The sequence below is a fragment of the Halobacillus sp. ABA4_118 genome (assembly GCF_056160205.1).
In genome coordinates this window covers 2,892,971-2,907,612 of the sequence record NZ_JBSWWS010000001.1, presented here as the reverse complement: position 1 = coordinate 2,907,612, position 14,642 = coordinate 2,892,971, and the positions used below count along the sequence as shown (strand labels likewise).

Sequence of the window (14,642 nt, the reverse complement as noted above, 5' to 3'; positions counted from 1 at the left end):
GATTGAAGGCATGATACCCTCATGCAGACCTTCTTTTCATCAACCAAAGGAAGTATGGGGCCCCGATGATGGCCACCAGGATTCCTGATGGAATTTCGTTAGGTGCCAAAAGCGTCCGGCTCAATAAGTCCGCCGTCACCAGGAGCACGCCGCCAATCAGCATGGTGACCGGCAGCAGCTTCTGATTGGCACTACCCACCAGCAGCCGGGCCAGGTGCGGGGCAATCAATCCTACGAAACCTATGGAACCAACAGCCGCCACACTGGAAGCTGCGAGAAGCGTAGCCATCAGTGCCATTTGGAACCTCACATTCACTACACGCAGCCCCAGCCCTTTGGCTGTATCATCCCCAAGACCTAAAACATCAAGCGTTTTAATGGAAAAGGCAAGAACAGGGACAAGGAGCAGCATCGGCCAGATCAAATACTGGATAAGCTCGTCCCACCCTTTTGCATAGGTTGTCCCGGACAGCCATGTAAGCGCAGAGGCCACACCAAGATCAGCCTGCACGACCATGATCTGGATAAGCGCAGACCCGAAAGCAGAAATACCGATGCCGAGCAGGGCGAGCACCGTCGGTTGGAACTCAGCTTTGGCGCCGAGAACCATCACGATGATGAAAAAGACCACCGCTCCGGCCATAGCTCCGACAGGGATCCAGATGGCAGATACACTGAACCAATACATCGTCATAAGCGCCCCTACTCCGGCACCAGAGGTTATACCGATGACGGACGGGTCGGCGAGTGGATTTCTCAGCACCCCTTGAAAAATGAGTCCGCTCAATGCAAGGACCGCTCCACTGAACAAGGCCACGAGGGCCCTCGGCAGCCTCAAGTTCACGATCATGTCCTGCATAAACGTGCTGCCTTCCCCGAAGAAAGCCTGAAAACCGACGAGCGGCTCAAATCCGTAGTTCCCTGATACGAGACTGACACCAACAGTCACCAGGATAATGGCTGCCAGAACAGGAAGCACTTTTCCAAGAGGCATGCTGATCGAGTTCCGGCCGGCCATCACCGCTCCGCTGTCCTGAGAATTGCTGCGCTTCATCCGCAGGACAAGCCAGATGAGCCATGGCGAACCGACAAGCGCCGTGATCGCCCCAACAGGAAGCTCAGAAAAAGAGGGATCGATGATACGGGCGAGAACATCTGCAAGCAGCAGCACATTTCCTCCCCACAAAAAGGAGCCGAGAATAAGCAGCAGATGTGACCTGTAGCCGATCAGCTTCATTAAATGGGGGGCGATCAGACCGACAAATCCAATCGGTCCGACAATGCTGACGGTCACACTCGTCAGCAGCACCGCAGCCAGGATGGTGATGAGCTTCACGTTTCTCACATTCTGCCCTAACGCCGTCGCCACGTCATCGCCGAGAGTCAGTGTGTCTAATTTCCCTGAAAAAGCGAGAACAATCAGCACACACACGGCTATAAGCGGAAGCGAAAAGACCACTCCGCCCCAGTCGTTCTGAACGAGAGTCCCTGATCCCCACAGGAAGAGACCACGCGTTTCATTCTCATAAAAGATTTGAAGGACCGATGTCAGGGAGGAAAACAAGAAGGTGACAATCATCCCCGCCAGTACCATACGCACCGGAGTCGCATCTCCACCTCCGGATAGAACGTAGACAAAACCGAATGTCAATATCCCGCCCAGAAAGGCCGTGAGAATGCCATTACCGACCAATGCAGCCGGCAGAAAAATCGTTGTGACGACTACAGCAAAGTACGTACCGGAGTGGATGCCGAGCGTACTTGATGAAGAAAGCGGATTTTTCGTGACCGTCTGCAGGATGACACCGGATACAGCAAGAGCTCCACCGGCAAGAATCCCCATAACGGCCCGGGGTAATCGAAGCGTCCTTACCGTATGGTGCTCCAACGTATTTTCCGGGCGGAAAAGTGCATCCATCACCGTAGCAAAAGGAAGATCCACGTTTCCTTGATTGATATGTATAAAAGTTAAAAGACACAACAATGCGGCTCCACCCCCGAAGGTGGAGACCGCCATTATTGTGTTCTTCATCGTTGTGTTCATGTGCACACACTCACTTTATTCTTCTTCCAGTGCCGCATTCACGACCTGTTCAGCCAGCACTTCCGCAGACAGCGGTCCACCGAATGTCCAGGCATCCCCCGGCATTTGATAGGTGCGGTCTTCTTTTACGAAGGCCAGTTCTTCCCATACCGGGTTGCCGGCCAGCTGGTTTTCGAAGATGTTGTCTTCTTCCTGCACGATGTAGAAAAAGTTCGTGTCCTGATAGTTCTGCAGGGTTTCCACCGTTGTTTCCGTGTACCCGTACACTTCCAGTTCTTCCGATTCATGATCATTCGTCATGCCCATATTGTTCATCACTTGAGCGGCCATGGAATTGTCTGTAAACAAACGCAGTGTCGGCGTATCCTGCAGGGTGAAGGACTGGCTGAGCACGTAGTTCATGCCCTCTTTACCAGCTTCTTCTAAACGGGACTGCTGCTCGGAGAACGTATCCTCCATATTAGTGAGGACTTCTTCAGCCTTATCCTGTTTACCAACGATTTCTGCAACCGTATTGAATTCTTCCTTCATGTTGGCAAATTGATCCTGAGCCGCTTCCTCAGAATAAGGAGCGAACATGACCGTTGGAGCGATTTTCTCAAGTTCTTCTTTAATCGCTTCGTGACGGAACTGGACACCGATGATCAAATCAGGCTCCAAACGGGAAATCGCTTCCAGATTCGGCTCCTGACGTGTCCCTACATTCTCAACAGAGTCGCTGAATGGAATCCCGACGTTCACCCAGTCCCCGTAGGCGTCCAGTTCAGCAACGCCGACAGGTTCCATGCCAAGCGCCTGTAGATCTTCTGCATAGGTCCACTCTAATACGACCACTTTCTCAGGAGTGCCTTCAATCGTCTTTTCTCCTGAAGCGTCCTCAATCGTTACAGAGCGGCTCTCATCAGAAGAGGATTCTTCTGTGCTTTCCTCTCCGGAGGACTCCTCCGCTGATTCTTCCTCTCCTCCGCCGCAGGCAGCCAGCAGAACGAGGCCGAGTATAAGTGCAAACAGCCAAAATTTCTTCATATGTAGCATCCTCTCTTTTATTCAATTCGGAATCCATCATCCAGTTCTCTTTATACCCTTAAATCAACTAAATGATAAAGATTCTCAATCTCATTACATTTCATATGCTACCCCACTCCCCCGCACCTGTCAATGCCGGTTGTTGGAATTTTTCAGACTCTTCGGTTCTATACCTCCTTTCCTTCGACAAAAAACTTCTCAGCTATCCACCCAGTCATATCCCACCAATCTTTTCCTTGTTTCTTTCTTCACTGCTGCATGTAGTTGTTTGACGAGTCCTCCATAAAAATAAGGGAATAATCCTTTTTTCACCCATCCATGCTTCCAGGCGAAAACCGCCTGCTTAAATGTTAATACAACTTCTGATATGTAATCCATCACCTCGACCTCCAACCGGCGGCACGCACGTTCAACCGTACGCCAGGCTTTAAGAACATCAGACGGAGATAGAAAAGGGCGCGCGGCTTCAATAAATGGAATGGCAATGAACGATGGCAGGTGGGAATGATCGAGGGGGTCAACCTTACTAAAAGAAGCTTTTCTCAGGTTCGTCTCTGTTTCCTGAAGGGTTTTGGAGGGATGGGACCTAGAGCCGCTTGACTCAGCAGAGGGTAGAGGGGTGTCACGAAGGGGATCATCAGGGGTGTCATCGGAAGGTAAAAAAACATCCGGCTGTGGAAGAAATACGATCAAATTCACTCCCTGCCGGCCGTTCGGCTTTTTTGTTTTCACTCTCTCTATCAGGCCTTCTTTTTCGAGAGTACGGAGAGCGCGGACGACCGTGCTTTCACTACAGGAGACGGCCGAAACGATGGTCGACCGTTTCGGGAAAGCGACGCCTGGAAATTTGACAGCGTGCCGCCATACATAGCGGAGGACTTCCATCGTTCCTTCCGATAAAAAGGCTTTTCGCTGGTATAAGTAACTCCGTACATGCCGGTCGAGCTCCTGCTTTGTCTGGAAACGCTGCTGTTCCTTTATGTTTATCCCAATCATTTGTTCCGCCTCCCAAAAAATCCGGTATACACGATAATCGAAACCAGGATGGGAGTTGGTGTCTATCTTTTTGAAATTTCCACAAAAAAATGGAGAAAACCTTAAGATTTCCTCCGTCCATCTTTCTGATCGAGAAGGTGCTGGATCGTAAACTGTTCCAACTCTTCCTGAAAGCGTGCTTCTGCATGACTGATCATCTGAGCAATGAAATACTCGACGCCTGTCGACTGCACGGTGTAAAACGGTGTGATCCGGGTATCTCCCAGCGCTTGATAGACTTCCTTCACTGTAATTTCACCGGGAGACTTGGCCATTTGATAACCTCCATATCTTCCACCCTGTGCTGTTACATAACCTGCATGGGTCAGCTTCGATAAAATCTTCCTTACGAATGTGGGATCCTCCCCCATCTTTTCTGCCATGTGATGGCTTTTCAACATCGTATCAGAGGAAGCCAGCAGTACGAGCGTCCTCAAAGCCACATGGAACCATTTCGGTCCTAAATCGCCGGATTGAATCATCAACTGCATAAGATCCTCTCCCCCTTATTATTTTCTGAAAATTCTATTGACTATTATAGCATAATAGGCTTATGATTTAATTGTGCAACAATCATCACAATTAAAGTCTTAGGGTTGTGTGTTTCTTTTTGTTTATTTGAAAACGATTACAAAAAGGAGTGTTTCTATGAAAAATCGTGTAGATCCATCGCTTCTTCCCGGCTTGGACACGTTCCAGGATATTGATCTCAAACCTGAATTCCTGCCGTCCATCCGGGAAGGATTTGACCAGATGTATTCCCCTCTTCCTCCGGATGATTCACTGTCCATTCACGACGAAATCATTGCAGGTCCGGACAACCATTCCCTTAAACTCAGAATCTACCAGCCGGCTGAACGGGACGAGAAACTCCCTGCCCTTTTATGGATACACGGGGGTGGATATGTGCTTGGTACTGTGGAGAGCAGCGATCCGCTCTGTGCTGAGTTTGTTAAAGAGGCCGGCTGCGTCGTCGTATCTGTTGATTACCGCCTCGCTCCGGAGCATCCGTATCCGGCCCCCATCGAAGACTGCTACAGCGCACTGAAATGGATGGCCGGCCATGTAGAGACCTTGAATATTGACGGTGACCGGATTGGTGTGGCAGGAGCAAGTGCCGGTGGAGGGCTGACCGCTGCCTTAACTCTGCTCGCAAGAGACCGCGGCTATCCATCCATCCATTTTCAAATGCCTCTTTATCCGATGATTGATGACAGGAACAATACCCCATCTGCAAAGGAAATCAAGGAAGGCATGATATGGAACCAAACAACGAATGAAGCTGGATGGCAGATGTACCTTGGACCCCTGCATGGGACAAACAACGTTCCCTCTTACGCCGCCCCTGCAAGAGAAACGGATTACAGCCGCCTGCCTTATACGTATACCTGCGTCGGTCAGCTCGATCCATTCCGAAGTGAGACGATGGCCTATGTGACAAAGCTCGCCGAAGCTGGTGTAGATGTAGAATTCCACCTGTTCCCAGGAGCCTATCACGGTTTTGAAGGAGTTAACCCGGATGCAGATCTGGCCGTCCGGGCGAAAGACGAATATATCCAAGCCTTGAAAAAAGGGTTAAACGCACAGACCCGAGTCCAAACGTAAAAGACCGCCCCTGTACCGGGGCGGTCTTTTTATGGTTTAAAAAATGCGAGACAGCCTCCACGGCTGACCATGGACCGTGTAGTACAAACCAGTGAACATAAACAAGTCAACGGAAATAGACAGCATAAGCCGAACTTTCTTTGACGCTGCTCCTTCTAATACGTTATACTGGAAAAACTCTTGAAGCTTCGGTACTAATCTTTAAGAGTTCAGGAGTGATACACATGATGAAAACGAAAGTCGGACAGTTGGTTAAAGATCGCTGCACAAGCTGCTTCCATCACCAGCTGAAAGTTATTAAAGTCGTACAGAAAAACTTTGACGAAAAAGTAACCTACGTTGTCTGGACACAATGTCCGGAATGCGGAAACAACGACCATTCCCTAATGCCTGCAGAAAGCTGAGGATAAGGGATAACAATAAACCGGGACTGTACTCAGTCCCGGTTCTTTTTTATTCGACCGAACAGGTTAAAAGCTGATTCCCTTCCGGATCGTAAAAGTGACAGCCATAGATGGAACCTCCGAAGGACTCCACTTCATCGACTTTGACTCCTTTTGCTTTTAACTCCCGGTACGTCTCTTCAATATTTTCCGTTTCCAGAAAAAAAGGAGCATAAGGCAGCGGCCGTATTGCGTCTGTCTGTGCCTGGAGCAGGACAAGGCCGGTTCCTTCCAAATCAAACGTCAAGTACCCATCTCCTTCTTCCTGAATGTCAAAAGGCAGCACACGTTTATACCATTCCTTCGTCCGATCAAAATATACCAGATGAATAAAGCATGTATGGATACGATGTTTCATTGGTCTCCCCCTTTATTATTTACGGCTTACGGCGGAAGGCTTCCCATTCCGAGCGGAGCATCCCCATTTTCACTGCATCGTAATATTCTCCATCAACGAGACGGGCCTGTCTCACTCTGGCTTCCTCAATCATCCCGGTTTTCTCAGCCACCCGGATCATCCGTGTATTCCCCGACCATGTCGACATGCCGAGGCGGTGGATGGATGTATTTTCAAAGATGTATTCGATCCACTTCTCATAGGCGAAGGAACCGTACCCTCCGTTCCAATACCGCGAGTCAAAGATAACGATACCTGTCTCCAGCCAGCCGGACTGGCGGTCCAGCCAGTAGGACCCCACATAGCCGATGACGTGGTCGTCCATTCTTAGAACGAGGCCGTCCGGTATTCCTGGAGCAAGCTCTTTCTGCCAGAGCACTTCATATTCATCCAGGTTCATTTTCTTCTCCTCTATATAGGGAGCATTCCATTCCTTCGCTTCCTGCCGCTCCTCAATGAATGACCAGTAGTATAAGTCAGCTATATCTTGTTTCGTTGCTTTAGCGAGATACAGGGTTTCTTCGTTTGTCTGTGTCAAAAAATTACGCTTCCTTTCCATGTCCGTACCAGTGTTTTACTTAGGATTGTCTTCTTCCTTATTATTTCAAACTAAACCGTATTGTTCAATAAAAGATCTGTCAAGTTCATGTCCTTGTCGAATTCTGGCAGATAAAATAGATACCCTTTTCTTATCTATTCCTATATAATACTATTAGTGTTAAGAAATGGAAGGTGAAGCCTGAAACGATGGACCTTGAGTGACCTGTACAAAAAGCACGAATAAAATGGGGCAGAGGAGAAACGAACGAATTGAAAAAAACATGGGGATTGACAGCAGCACTATTACTTGCAGCCACACTATTCGCACCTTCCGCAGAGGCAGCGGTGGATACATCGAAAAAGGGGACGGAGGTTGAAAAACCGAACCTTAATGAAATCCGGCTTCTGGGTACAAATGATGAGGATTGGGGTTTTATCCAAGAAAAGGAACCCAATAATACCTTTACCCAGGCCAATAAGATCTCCACAGATGATCTTGTCACCGGGACATTCACAAACAAAGACAAAGACCTTTATAAGCTGACCATTGACGGCGATGAAGAAGTAAACATCGGCCTTTCTATTCATACAGAGGAAGAAACAAAGATGGACTTGAACATCACTGTTTACGATGAAAAACAAAAGAAAATGGACGCTTTCGATGAATGGACGGATGAATTCGGATACTTCGGAGATTATTACCTGCAGCCAGGCACCTATTATCTGGAGGCTTCCGACCTGAAAAATGTGAACAGCGGGGACATGTATTACCTTTACTCTTACGTGTATGAAGAAGAGCCTTACATCGAGCGCATTGCCGGAAAGGACCGATATGAAACCTCTGCGTTCATCGCAGCCCGAAGCAGCGGCGGCTACCCGGTCGAACACGTTATCCTTGCGACTGGACAGGATTTCCCGGACGCTTTGGCCGGATCGCCTCTGGCTTCTATGTATGCGGCTCCGATTCTGTTAACAAAGCAGAACAGCCTTCCTGACATTACGAAATCCACGCTCCAATTACTGAATACGAAATCTGTGACCATTCTTGGAGGAACGGGAGCGGTTTCTAAACAAGTAGAAAAATCCTTGAAGCAGCTTGGTATGGACGTCGACCGTATCGCGGGTAAAGACCGGTATGCGACAGCGGCGGCTATCGCTGATGAACTTCCTCCAACAGATGAAGTCATTGTTGCCTATGGACGCAACTTCCCGGATGCTTTAGCCATGGGGCCTGTCGCTTCCATGTACATGATGCCGATTCTATTAACGGAAAAAGACCGTCTTCCGAAGGCGACGGCTGAGGCGCTGAAGTCTTATGACACTTCTTTTGTCGTCGGTGGCACAGGTGCAGTCGGTTCAAACGTGTTCAAGCAGCTTCCTGATCCAGATCGTATATCCGGTAAAAACCGCTACGATACTTCCGTCGCCATTGCTGACTATTTTGACCTTGATCCGTTCCAAGTGACGATCGCTACAGGGGACCACTTCGCTGATGCGTTATCGGGCTCTGTCCTTTCTTATGGCACTCCTCTTCTGCTTACTCCAAAAACGAAGCTGGATCCCACCGTCAAAGCTTATGTGAAGCAGAATGATACATTGATGTTCACCATTCTCGGGGGTACAGGTGCGGTCAGTGCACATGTGGAAGACGATATTTGGGATCTGTTTGACTAAAATCTTTTCGGTGGATGCCACCGGATAACAAGGCTGCCGTGGATATCCCCGGCGGCTTTTCTGCTTTTTATCACGGATTCTCCATGTATAAATCCTCCCCAACCACCGTATAATAAGGGCGCAAGCCTTTTTTTGAAATAAATTCGAACATTTTGTGTCCAAAATGAGAACTTTCTGTTACAATATAAATATAAAGAAAACGTTTTCAACATCTACAGAATGAAAAGGAGATGAATATCGTGGGTGTATTAGTCATGTTCCTTCTATTGTCTACCGTTACGCCATTTTTATTCTTACAGTTGAAAAAGCCGGCTCTTGCAGTTGCCCAATCCGTCCTGCTCGTCGGGATGTGGGTGTACTACTTCCAAATCATCCTATACACGGCTCCCGCAGCCTTTTCCGTTACGTGGTCCATGTTTTACGCGGGTCTGATCGGATCACAAATCGCCTGGATCCTGTTCATCATTGCTACGGTTGAACAAAGCCCCGGATATCAGGCAAATCTCGCCAAAGAAAAAGACACGCTCCCTTCCTGATACGTCAGGAAGAGGCGTGTCTTTTTTTTAATGCCCGGGCTGGAGTTTCACAAGCTGAATCATCGCTTGTGTAAACGCCAGTCCGGTCAGAATCATAAATACATACGTGGGCTGGTAAGAGGAATACAAGACCGCTGTCAGCGAAAATGCTGTTAATGCAATACATAGGATAAACCCAACCAGGTCCTTCCAGGGCCAATGGCTGACCCTGGCTTCTTCCTGATTGATCTCATCTCTCTTTTCCATTCCTTCTCACCCCCGTATGTGTATTTTAGTGACCGCTGTGGTCTCCTTCACTATCATCCATCTCCATGTGTTCTTCGTGCTCTCCCCCGTGATCGCCATGATCGCCGTGGTCAAACCCGAATGACATCGTAAAGAGGGAGCCGGCTACAAGGATAGCCGCAAGAGCGAATCCGTGGAACATCATGTTCCATGGAACCGCCCCACCGCCGCTTTCCTTTTCAGTCATGTGCATGAACATGAACAACTGGACGCCCGCCTGTAGTAACGCGAGAACCATGATGAACACGATCACCCAAGTGACAGGCAGGTCGGATTGAATGACCGCCCAGGCAGCAAGCAGTGTCATAATGAGGGACAATGCAAAACCGATAACGTGATTCATAGGTACTTTCTTATCTGTTTTTGCCATCTTAGATCACCATCCCTATGAGGTATACGCATGTGAAAATGAAGATCCAGATAACATCAAGGAAGTGCCAGTAAAGACTGATGATAAAGAATTTGCGGCTCGTTACATTCGTCAGACCGCGTCTTGCAATCTGTATGAGCAGCAGGATGGCCCAGCCGGTACCAAGCGTTACGTGAAGCCCGTGTGTTCCGGCAAGGACGAAGAATCCAGACCAGTAAGCACTGGACGTTAAGCTGGCTCCTTCATGCACATAGTGTACAAACTCGTATATTTCAAAGCCGAGGAATCCAAAGCCAAGTGCGAGTGTGACGATCATCCACGTCATCAGGCCTTTGACATTCCCTCTGCGCATCTGGTGAATGGCCAGACCGCAGGTAAAACTACTCGTTAGAAGCAGGAAGGTCATGACAAGGACAATGCCCGGCTCAAATAGTTCCATGGGTGTCGGCGCATCACCTGTACGGCCGAACAACACGGCATACGTCGCAAAAAGTGTCGCAAACAGGACAACTTCTGCGGCAAGGAATATCCAGAAGCCAAGAATGGTCATGCGTCCTTCCTGAGTCCGGTATTCCAATGGTCCGGTTTTCAGTTCTTCAGCAGCCATATCATAACCCCCTTGCTTTTCGCTCAATGCGTTTGATTTCTTCTACAGATACGTAATAGCCGTCATCATAGTCGAAGGAGCGGAGAATCATAACAGCGACTCCACCGATCAGACCAAAGATGGCTACTGGCATCCATTCGAATACAAGACCAAAGCTTGCAAGTCCGAGGAACGCCATCATAATGATCGGCGTTGCTTTGTAGCTCGGCATGTGAATCGGCTTCAGCTGTGATTCGTCAAATGTTGTCTTACCTTCTTCTTTCATGCGTACGTAAGGATCGATTTCATCCACGTAAGGCACGGTAGCGAAGTTGTAGAATGGTACCGGCGTCGTTGTCGCCCATTCGAGCGTACGGCCATTCCCGTTCCAGGAATCTCCTGTTTTTTCGCGTTCCGCATGACGGAAGCTGTAGTAAACGTTGTAGACAAAGACGATGAACCCAAGTCCCATTCCGAATGCTCCGACGGTGGAAATGACGTTCAATGGCAGCCACTCGACGACGTTCGTAATGAACAGGCGGCGCGGCATTCCGTCAAGACCAAGGAAGTACTGCGGGAAGAAGCAGACGTGGAACCCGAAGAAGAAGATCCAGAATGCCCATTTTCCAAGTCGTTCGTTCATCTTGTGACCGAACATCTTCGGATACCAGAATACAAGACCCGCGAAGCAGGCAAAGACTGTACCCGCGATCAGTACATAGTGGAAGTGCGCCACAAGGAAGTACGAGTTATGGAACTGATAGTCCGCTGCGGCCATTCCGAGCATAACCCCTGTAACCCCGCCGAGAATGAAACTCGGAATAAAGGCCAGAGACCAAAGCATCGGAACCGTAAACTCAATTTTCGATTTATACAGCGTCGCAAGCCAGTTAAAGATTTTAACCCCTGTCGGCACTGCGATCAGCATCGTAGATACAGAGAATACAGAGTTAACAAAGGCTCCGGCTCCCATTGTAAAGAAGTGGTGCACCCATACAAGGAAACTTAACAGAGCAATGATGATCATCGACCAGACCATCGCGTGATAACCGAACAAACGCTTCTTCGCGAATGTGGCAATGATTTCTGAGAAGATACCGAAAGCCGGAAGGATAACGATATAAACCTCAGGGTGGCCCCACATCCAGAACAAGTTGGCCCACATCATCGGAAGTCCTTCCGCTGTCAGCGTGAAGAAGTGAGCTCCGAAGATACGATCGATCGTAAGAAGTGCAAGCGCAACGGTCAGGATCGGAAACGCAAATACGATAATGAAACATGTGACAAGAGTGGACCATGTAAAGATCGGCATATGGAACAGCTTCATTCCAGGAGCACGCATCTTAAGGATGGTTACCATCAAGTTAATTCCCGTTGCCAGTGTACCAATACCGGATAGCTGCAGTCCCATCAGGTAGAAGTTCTGACCCGGTCCCGGGCTTAGTGCCGCACCGGAAAGTGGTGTGTAGCTTGTCCAACCGGCATCTGGTGATCCACCGATGACGAAGGAAATGTTAAAGAGCATCGCTCCAATGAAGAAGGACCAGAAACTCATGGCGTTCAACCAAGGAAACGCGAAGTCACGGGCTCCGATCTGCAATGGAACAACAATGTTCATCAAACCGATCAGGAACGGCATCGCCATGAAAATGATCATGACCGTTCCGTGCGTTGTGAAAATTTCGTTATAGTGCTGGGAATCGAGGAATCCCAAATCTGGAAAAGCGAGCTGGACACGCATCATCAGGGCGTCCATACCGCCGCGGAATAACATCAGCAATGCACTGAGAATGTACATGACACCGATTTTTTTGTGGTCAACGGTCGTCAGCCATTCACGCCAGAGCCAGCCCCACTTCTTAAAGTAAGATTAATAGGACAGGAATGGCGATGGATACAAGCGCTATGGAGACCATGGCGGCATATATAATCGGCTCACCGGTGACTAATATATCTGTAATGCCCATGTTTTCACCTGCTTTCTTAACGTTCTATTGAAATTCTTCCTGTTTTTCAATTTCATCCAGGTGCAGTTTCTCTTTAAAGAGTTCTGCATAGTTTTCGGCTACAAAGCCCATTCCCTCATGAGTACCATGATCATAGTACTCCAGGTGAGTGGATGAATAAGCATCTTTTTCCGTCAAGCCCGGCTTCAGAAGCTCCTCATACTGTTCTTTGGACAGCTCAGGGGCTTCATTCTGGATGCCACTGACCCAGGTATTAAAGTCTTCTTCAGGTTCTGCGTGGACTTTGAACGTCTGAGCAGCGAACCCTTCGCCGTTGAAGTTGGAGTTACGTCCGTCATAGACGCCTTCTTCGTCAGCTTCCAGATAAAGAATGTTCATCATGCCCGCCATGTTGTATTTCTGCCCGCCTAGAGCAGGAATCCACAAGGCTGTCATGGAATCCGCGGATGTCAAATGGAATTCGATCGGACGATCCACTGGAATGTGCAGATAGTTGACTGTCTCAATGTCTTCTTCAGGGTAGCTGAAGAACCATTTCCAGTCGGCTGTGGTTGCATGAATGACAAGCGGCTCTTTAGCCTCTTCCCCTTCTGCAGGCTCTGCAGGTTTCTCCAGGTCAAACAATGTTGTCACTGTCGGAATCGACAGTAGAATAACGATGATTAACGGAATGACAGTCCAGATAATCTCAATCGTGGTATTGCCGTGCAGATTCGGAGCATAATCGCTTTCTTTACGTCCGGGACGATTCTCACGATATTTAATGACCATGAACGCAAAAAGAGCGAATACGACAACGATGATGCCTAACATAAACCAAAGAGAATATTTAATCAGTTCATATTGACTTTCTGCTGCAGGCCCCTTGGGATCGAGCACTGTCATCTCAAGCTGCCCACACCCACTAAGGAACAAAATCAATCCAAGTGGAAGCAGCCCTAACCATCTTTTACGAAGATGCTTAGCTTTCATTAGTTTTCACCCTCCTATCAACCAACCTATATAAGTATGAAACTAAGAATCTATATTGTTCTTATAGATCATAACGCTTGATAAATTATATCAGAAATTACAAAAATGCAAACAACCGTTCACGATTTTGTCAAAGAAGAGTCAAGACATTGTTAATAAATCGACACAAGTTAGACGCTTTCAAGGAAATATAAGGAAATAATAGTCATATTTACATACAAAAAACCTGCATTCCCCTTGAAGAGAAGCAGATTTTGTAAACTGCTGTTAAAGATGTGCCGACTCACTTCGACAGGGGTCCGTCATGATGTATAGAGTAATCAGCAGAAGCCGTTCATGATGCCTCCTTTCCTCTGGGTGCTGAACTTGCCCATTAACGGTCTGGGAATCTATTGCCTTTCTGTCTGCTTCTCAAACTCCTGAACATGTCCTTAAAGCAACTTTGCATCCTTCTACCTATCATCTAATCACATCTTTCGACAATTCTCTACTATTTATCGGCAGTCCACGTATCTGAATCGGTTTTTGGAGTCATAAAAAAAGCCTCCTCACCGGAAGCCGTTTCCCTCACTCATTTTGCAGATTCCTTCATTTGTATGGCCACAGACGACTGCACCGCACTCTCTACTCTATGAGGATCCTGCGTATCCAGAACGTGTCCCTCATGTACAGCGGCCTCTGCCCCGCCATTAAAGATGGTAAAATATGAAGCTGTCACCGCTCCTGCGAGTTCATCCCTTTTCCCTTTTTTCACGAACGACACCGTATAATCTGTTCCTTGAGGAGACGTGACTTCCGCTTTTCCACCGATTGTATTATGAAAGGATGATTGGGCGGAAATCCGTACGACTGCATAGTTTCCCCTTTCTTCTTTCATACCGAAGATGCTGTACGCGTGATTGGCTGAACGTGTGACCCACAATTTTTCACCGACCGTCGTCACAATGGATTCCACATCACTTCCAGGGTGTTCATCAAGAAAATGTTCAACCGCTTCTTTCTCAGACGAAAAAGACTTTTCTTTCCCCTCCTGGACGGACTCCCCTTTGCTGCATCCTGCTGAAATACTGAAGAGCAGAACGAGGAGCACGATCGTATACACCTGTTTCAATCCACTCTCCTCCTTGCCTTGTTTATGACTCATTTTATCATATATGGGTAA

General features: G+C 48.2%; 15 protein-coding genes and 1 pseudogene. 4 read left to right on the top strand and 12 right to left on the bottom strand.

The genetic code is table 11. The annotated features are described in order from the left end of the window. Nucleotides 1–19: 19 nt before the first annotated feature. The 4 genes from ACXAGL_RS14695 to ACXAGL_RS14680 form a co-directional block, all read right to left on the bottom strand. Nucleotides 20–2,044: an iron ABC transporter permease gene (locus tag ACXAGL_RS14695; protein ID WP_474991570.1), complete on the bottom strand. Its 2,025-nt coding sequence runs from the start codon at nt 2,042–2,044 to the stop codon at nt 20–22. Nucleotides 2,045–2,059: 15 nt separating this feature from the next. Then, nucleotides 2,060–3,070: an ABC transporter substrate-binding protein gene (locus ACXAGL_RS14690; protein ID WP_474968086.1), complete on the bottom strand. Its 1,011-nt coding sequence runs from the start codon at nt 3,068–3,070 to the stop codon at nt 2,060–2,062. A 198-nt stretch (nt 3,071–3,268) separates the two neighbouring features. Continuing rightward, on the bottom strand, nt 3,269–4,066 hold the full coding sequence (locus ACXAGL_RS14685) for a helix-turn-helix domain-containing protein (protein WP_474991568.1): 798 nt from the start codon (nt 4,064–4,066) through the stop codon (nt 3,269–3,271). A gap of 101 nt (nt 4,067–4,167) precedes the next feature. Beyond that, on the bottom strand, nt 4,168–4,596 hold the full coding sequence (locus ACXAGL_RS14680; RefSeq protein ID WP_474991566.1) for an Rrf2 family transcriptional regulator: 429 nt from the start codon (nt 4,594–4,596) through the stop codon (nt 4,168–4,170). A gap of 157 nt (nt 4,597–4,753) precedes the next feature. Here ACXAGL_RS14680 and ACXAGL_RS14675 point away from each other — a divergent pair, with 157 nt between their 5' ends. Beyond that, complete coding sequence (locus ACXAGL_RS14675) at nt 4,754–5,710, top strand: alpha/beta hydrolase (RefSeq protein ID WP_474991565.1); 957 nt, start codon at nt 4,754–4,756, stop codon at nt 5,708–5,710. A 224-nt stretch (nt 5,711–5,934) separates the two neighbouring features. Beyond that, a complete protein-coding gene (locus tag ACXAGL_RS14670) occupies nt 5,935–6,114 on the top strand; it encodes a hypothetical protein (RefSeq protein ID WP_474968082.1) in 180 nt (59 codons plus the stop codon). 49 nt (nt 6,115–6,163) lie between these two features. Here the strand turns inward: ACXAGL_RS14670 and ACXAGL_RS14665 are convergent, their stop codons facing one another. Both ACXAGL_RS14665 and ACXAGL_RS14660 read right to left on the bottom strand, forming a co-directional pair. Then, nucleotides 6,164–6,511 carry a VOC family protein gene (locus ACXAGL_RS14665; protein ID WP_474968081.1) on the bottom strand — a complete coding sequence of 116 codons (348 nt, stop codon included), beginning with the start codon at nt 6,509–6,511 and terminating at the stop codon, nt 6,164–6,166. Nucleotides 6,512–6,530: 19 nt separating this feature from the next. Next, nucleotides 6,531–7,088, bottom strand: a complete 558-nt coding sequence (locus ACXAGL_RS14660) for a GNAT family N-acetyltransferase (protein WP_027953751.1) — start codon at nt 7,086–7,088, stop codon at nt 6,531–6,533. 272 nt (nt 7,089–7,360) lie between these two features. Here ACXAGL_RS14660 and ACXAGL_RS14655 point away from each other — a divergent pair, with 272 nt between their 5' ends. Next, nucleotides 7,361–8,764: a cell wall-binding repeat-containing protein gene (locus ACXAGL_RS14655; RefSeq protein WP_474991563.1), complete on the top strand. Its 1,404-nt coding sequence runs from the start codon at nt 7,361–7,363 to the stop codon at nt 8,762–8,764. Nucleotides 8,765–9,003: 239 nt separating this feature from the next. After that, nucleotides 9,004–9,300, top strand: a complete 297-nt coding sequence (locus tag ACXAGL_RS14650) for a hypothetical protein (RefSeq protein WP_027953750.1) — start codon at nt 9,004–9,006, stop codon at nt 9,298–9,300. Between the two features lie 27 nt (nt 9,301–9,327). Here ACXAGL_RS14650 and ACXAGL_RS14645 read toward each other — a convergent pair whose 3' ends face one another. From ACXAGL_RS14645 to ACXAGL_RS14620, 6 genes and pseudogenes are all read right to left on the bottom strand, one after another. Beyond that, nucleotides 9,328–9,546, bottom strand: a complete 219-nt coding sequence (locus tag ACXAGL_RS14645; RefSeq protein WP_474968079.1) for a cytochrome C oxidase subunit IV family protein — start codon at nt 9,544–9,546, stop codon at nt 9,328–9,330. A gap of 25 nt (nt 9,547–9,571) precedes the next feature. Then, a complete protein-coding gene (gene qoxD, locus ACXAGL_RS14640) occupies nt 9,572–9,955 on the bottom strand; it encodes a cytochrome aa3 quinol oxidase subunit IV (RefSeq protein ID WP_474968078.1) in 384 nt (127 codons plus the stop codon). Nucleotide 9,956: 1 nt separating this feature from the next. Further along, the gene (gene qoxC / locus ACXAGL_RS14635) at nt 9,957–10,562 is read right to left on the bottom strand and encodes a cytochrome aa3 quinol oxidase subunit III (protein WP_474968077.1); all 606 of its coding nucleotides are present in this window, start codon (nt 10,560–10,562) and stop codon (nt 9,957–9,959) included. A 1-nt stretch (nt 10,563) separates the two neighbouring features. Continuing rightward, nucleotides 10,564–12,508 (bottom strand): annotated as a pseudogene (qoxB, locus tag ACXAGL_RS14630) (cytochrome aa3 quinol oxidase subunit I). Nucleotides 12,509–12,532: 24 nt separating this feature from the next. Beyond that, on the bottom strand, nt 12,533–13,480 hold the full coding sequence (qoxA, locus tag ACXAGL_RS14625; RefSeq protein WP_474968075.1) for a cytochrome aa3 quinol oxidase subunit II: 948 nt from the start codon (nt 13,478–13,480) through the stop codon (nt 12,533–12,535). Nucleotides 13,481–14,051: 571 nt separating this feature from the next. Continuing rightward, nucleotides 14,052–14,591, bottom strand: coding sequence for a hypothetical protein (locus ACXAGL_RS14620; protein ID WP_474991561.1), 540 nt, complete (start codon nt 14,589–14,591; stop codon nt 14,052–14,054). Between the last annotated feature and the right edge of the window lie 51 nt (nt 14,592–14,642).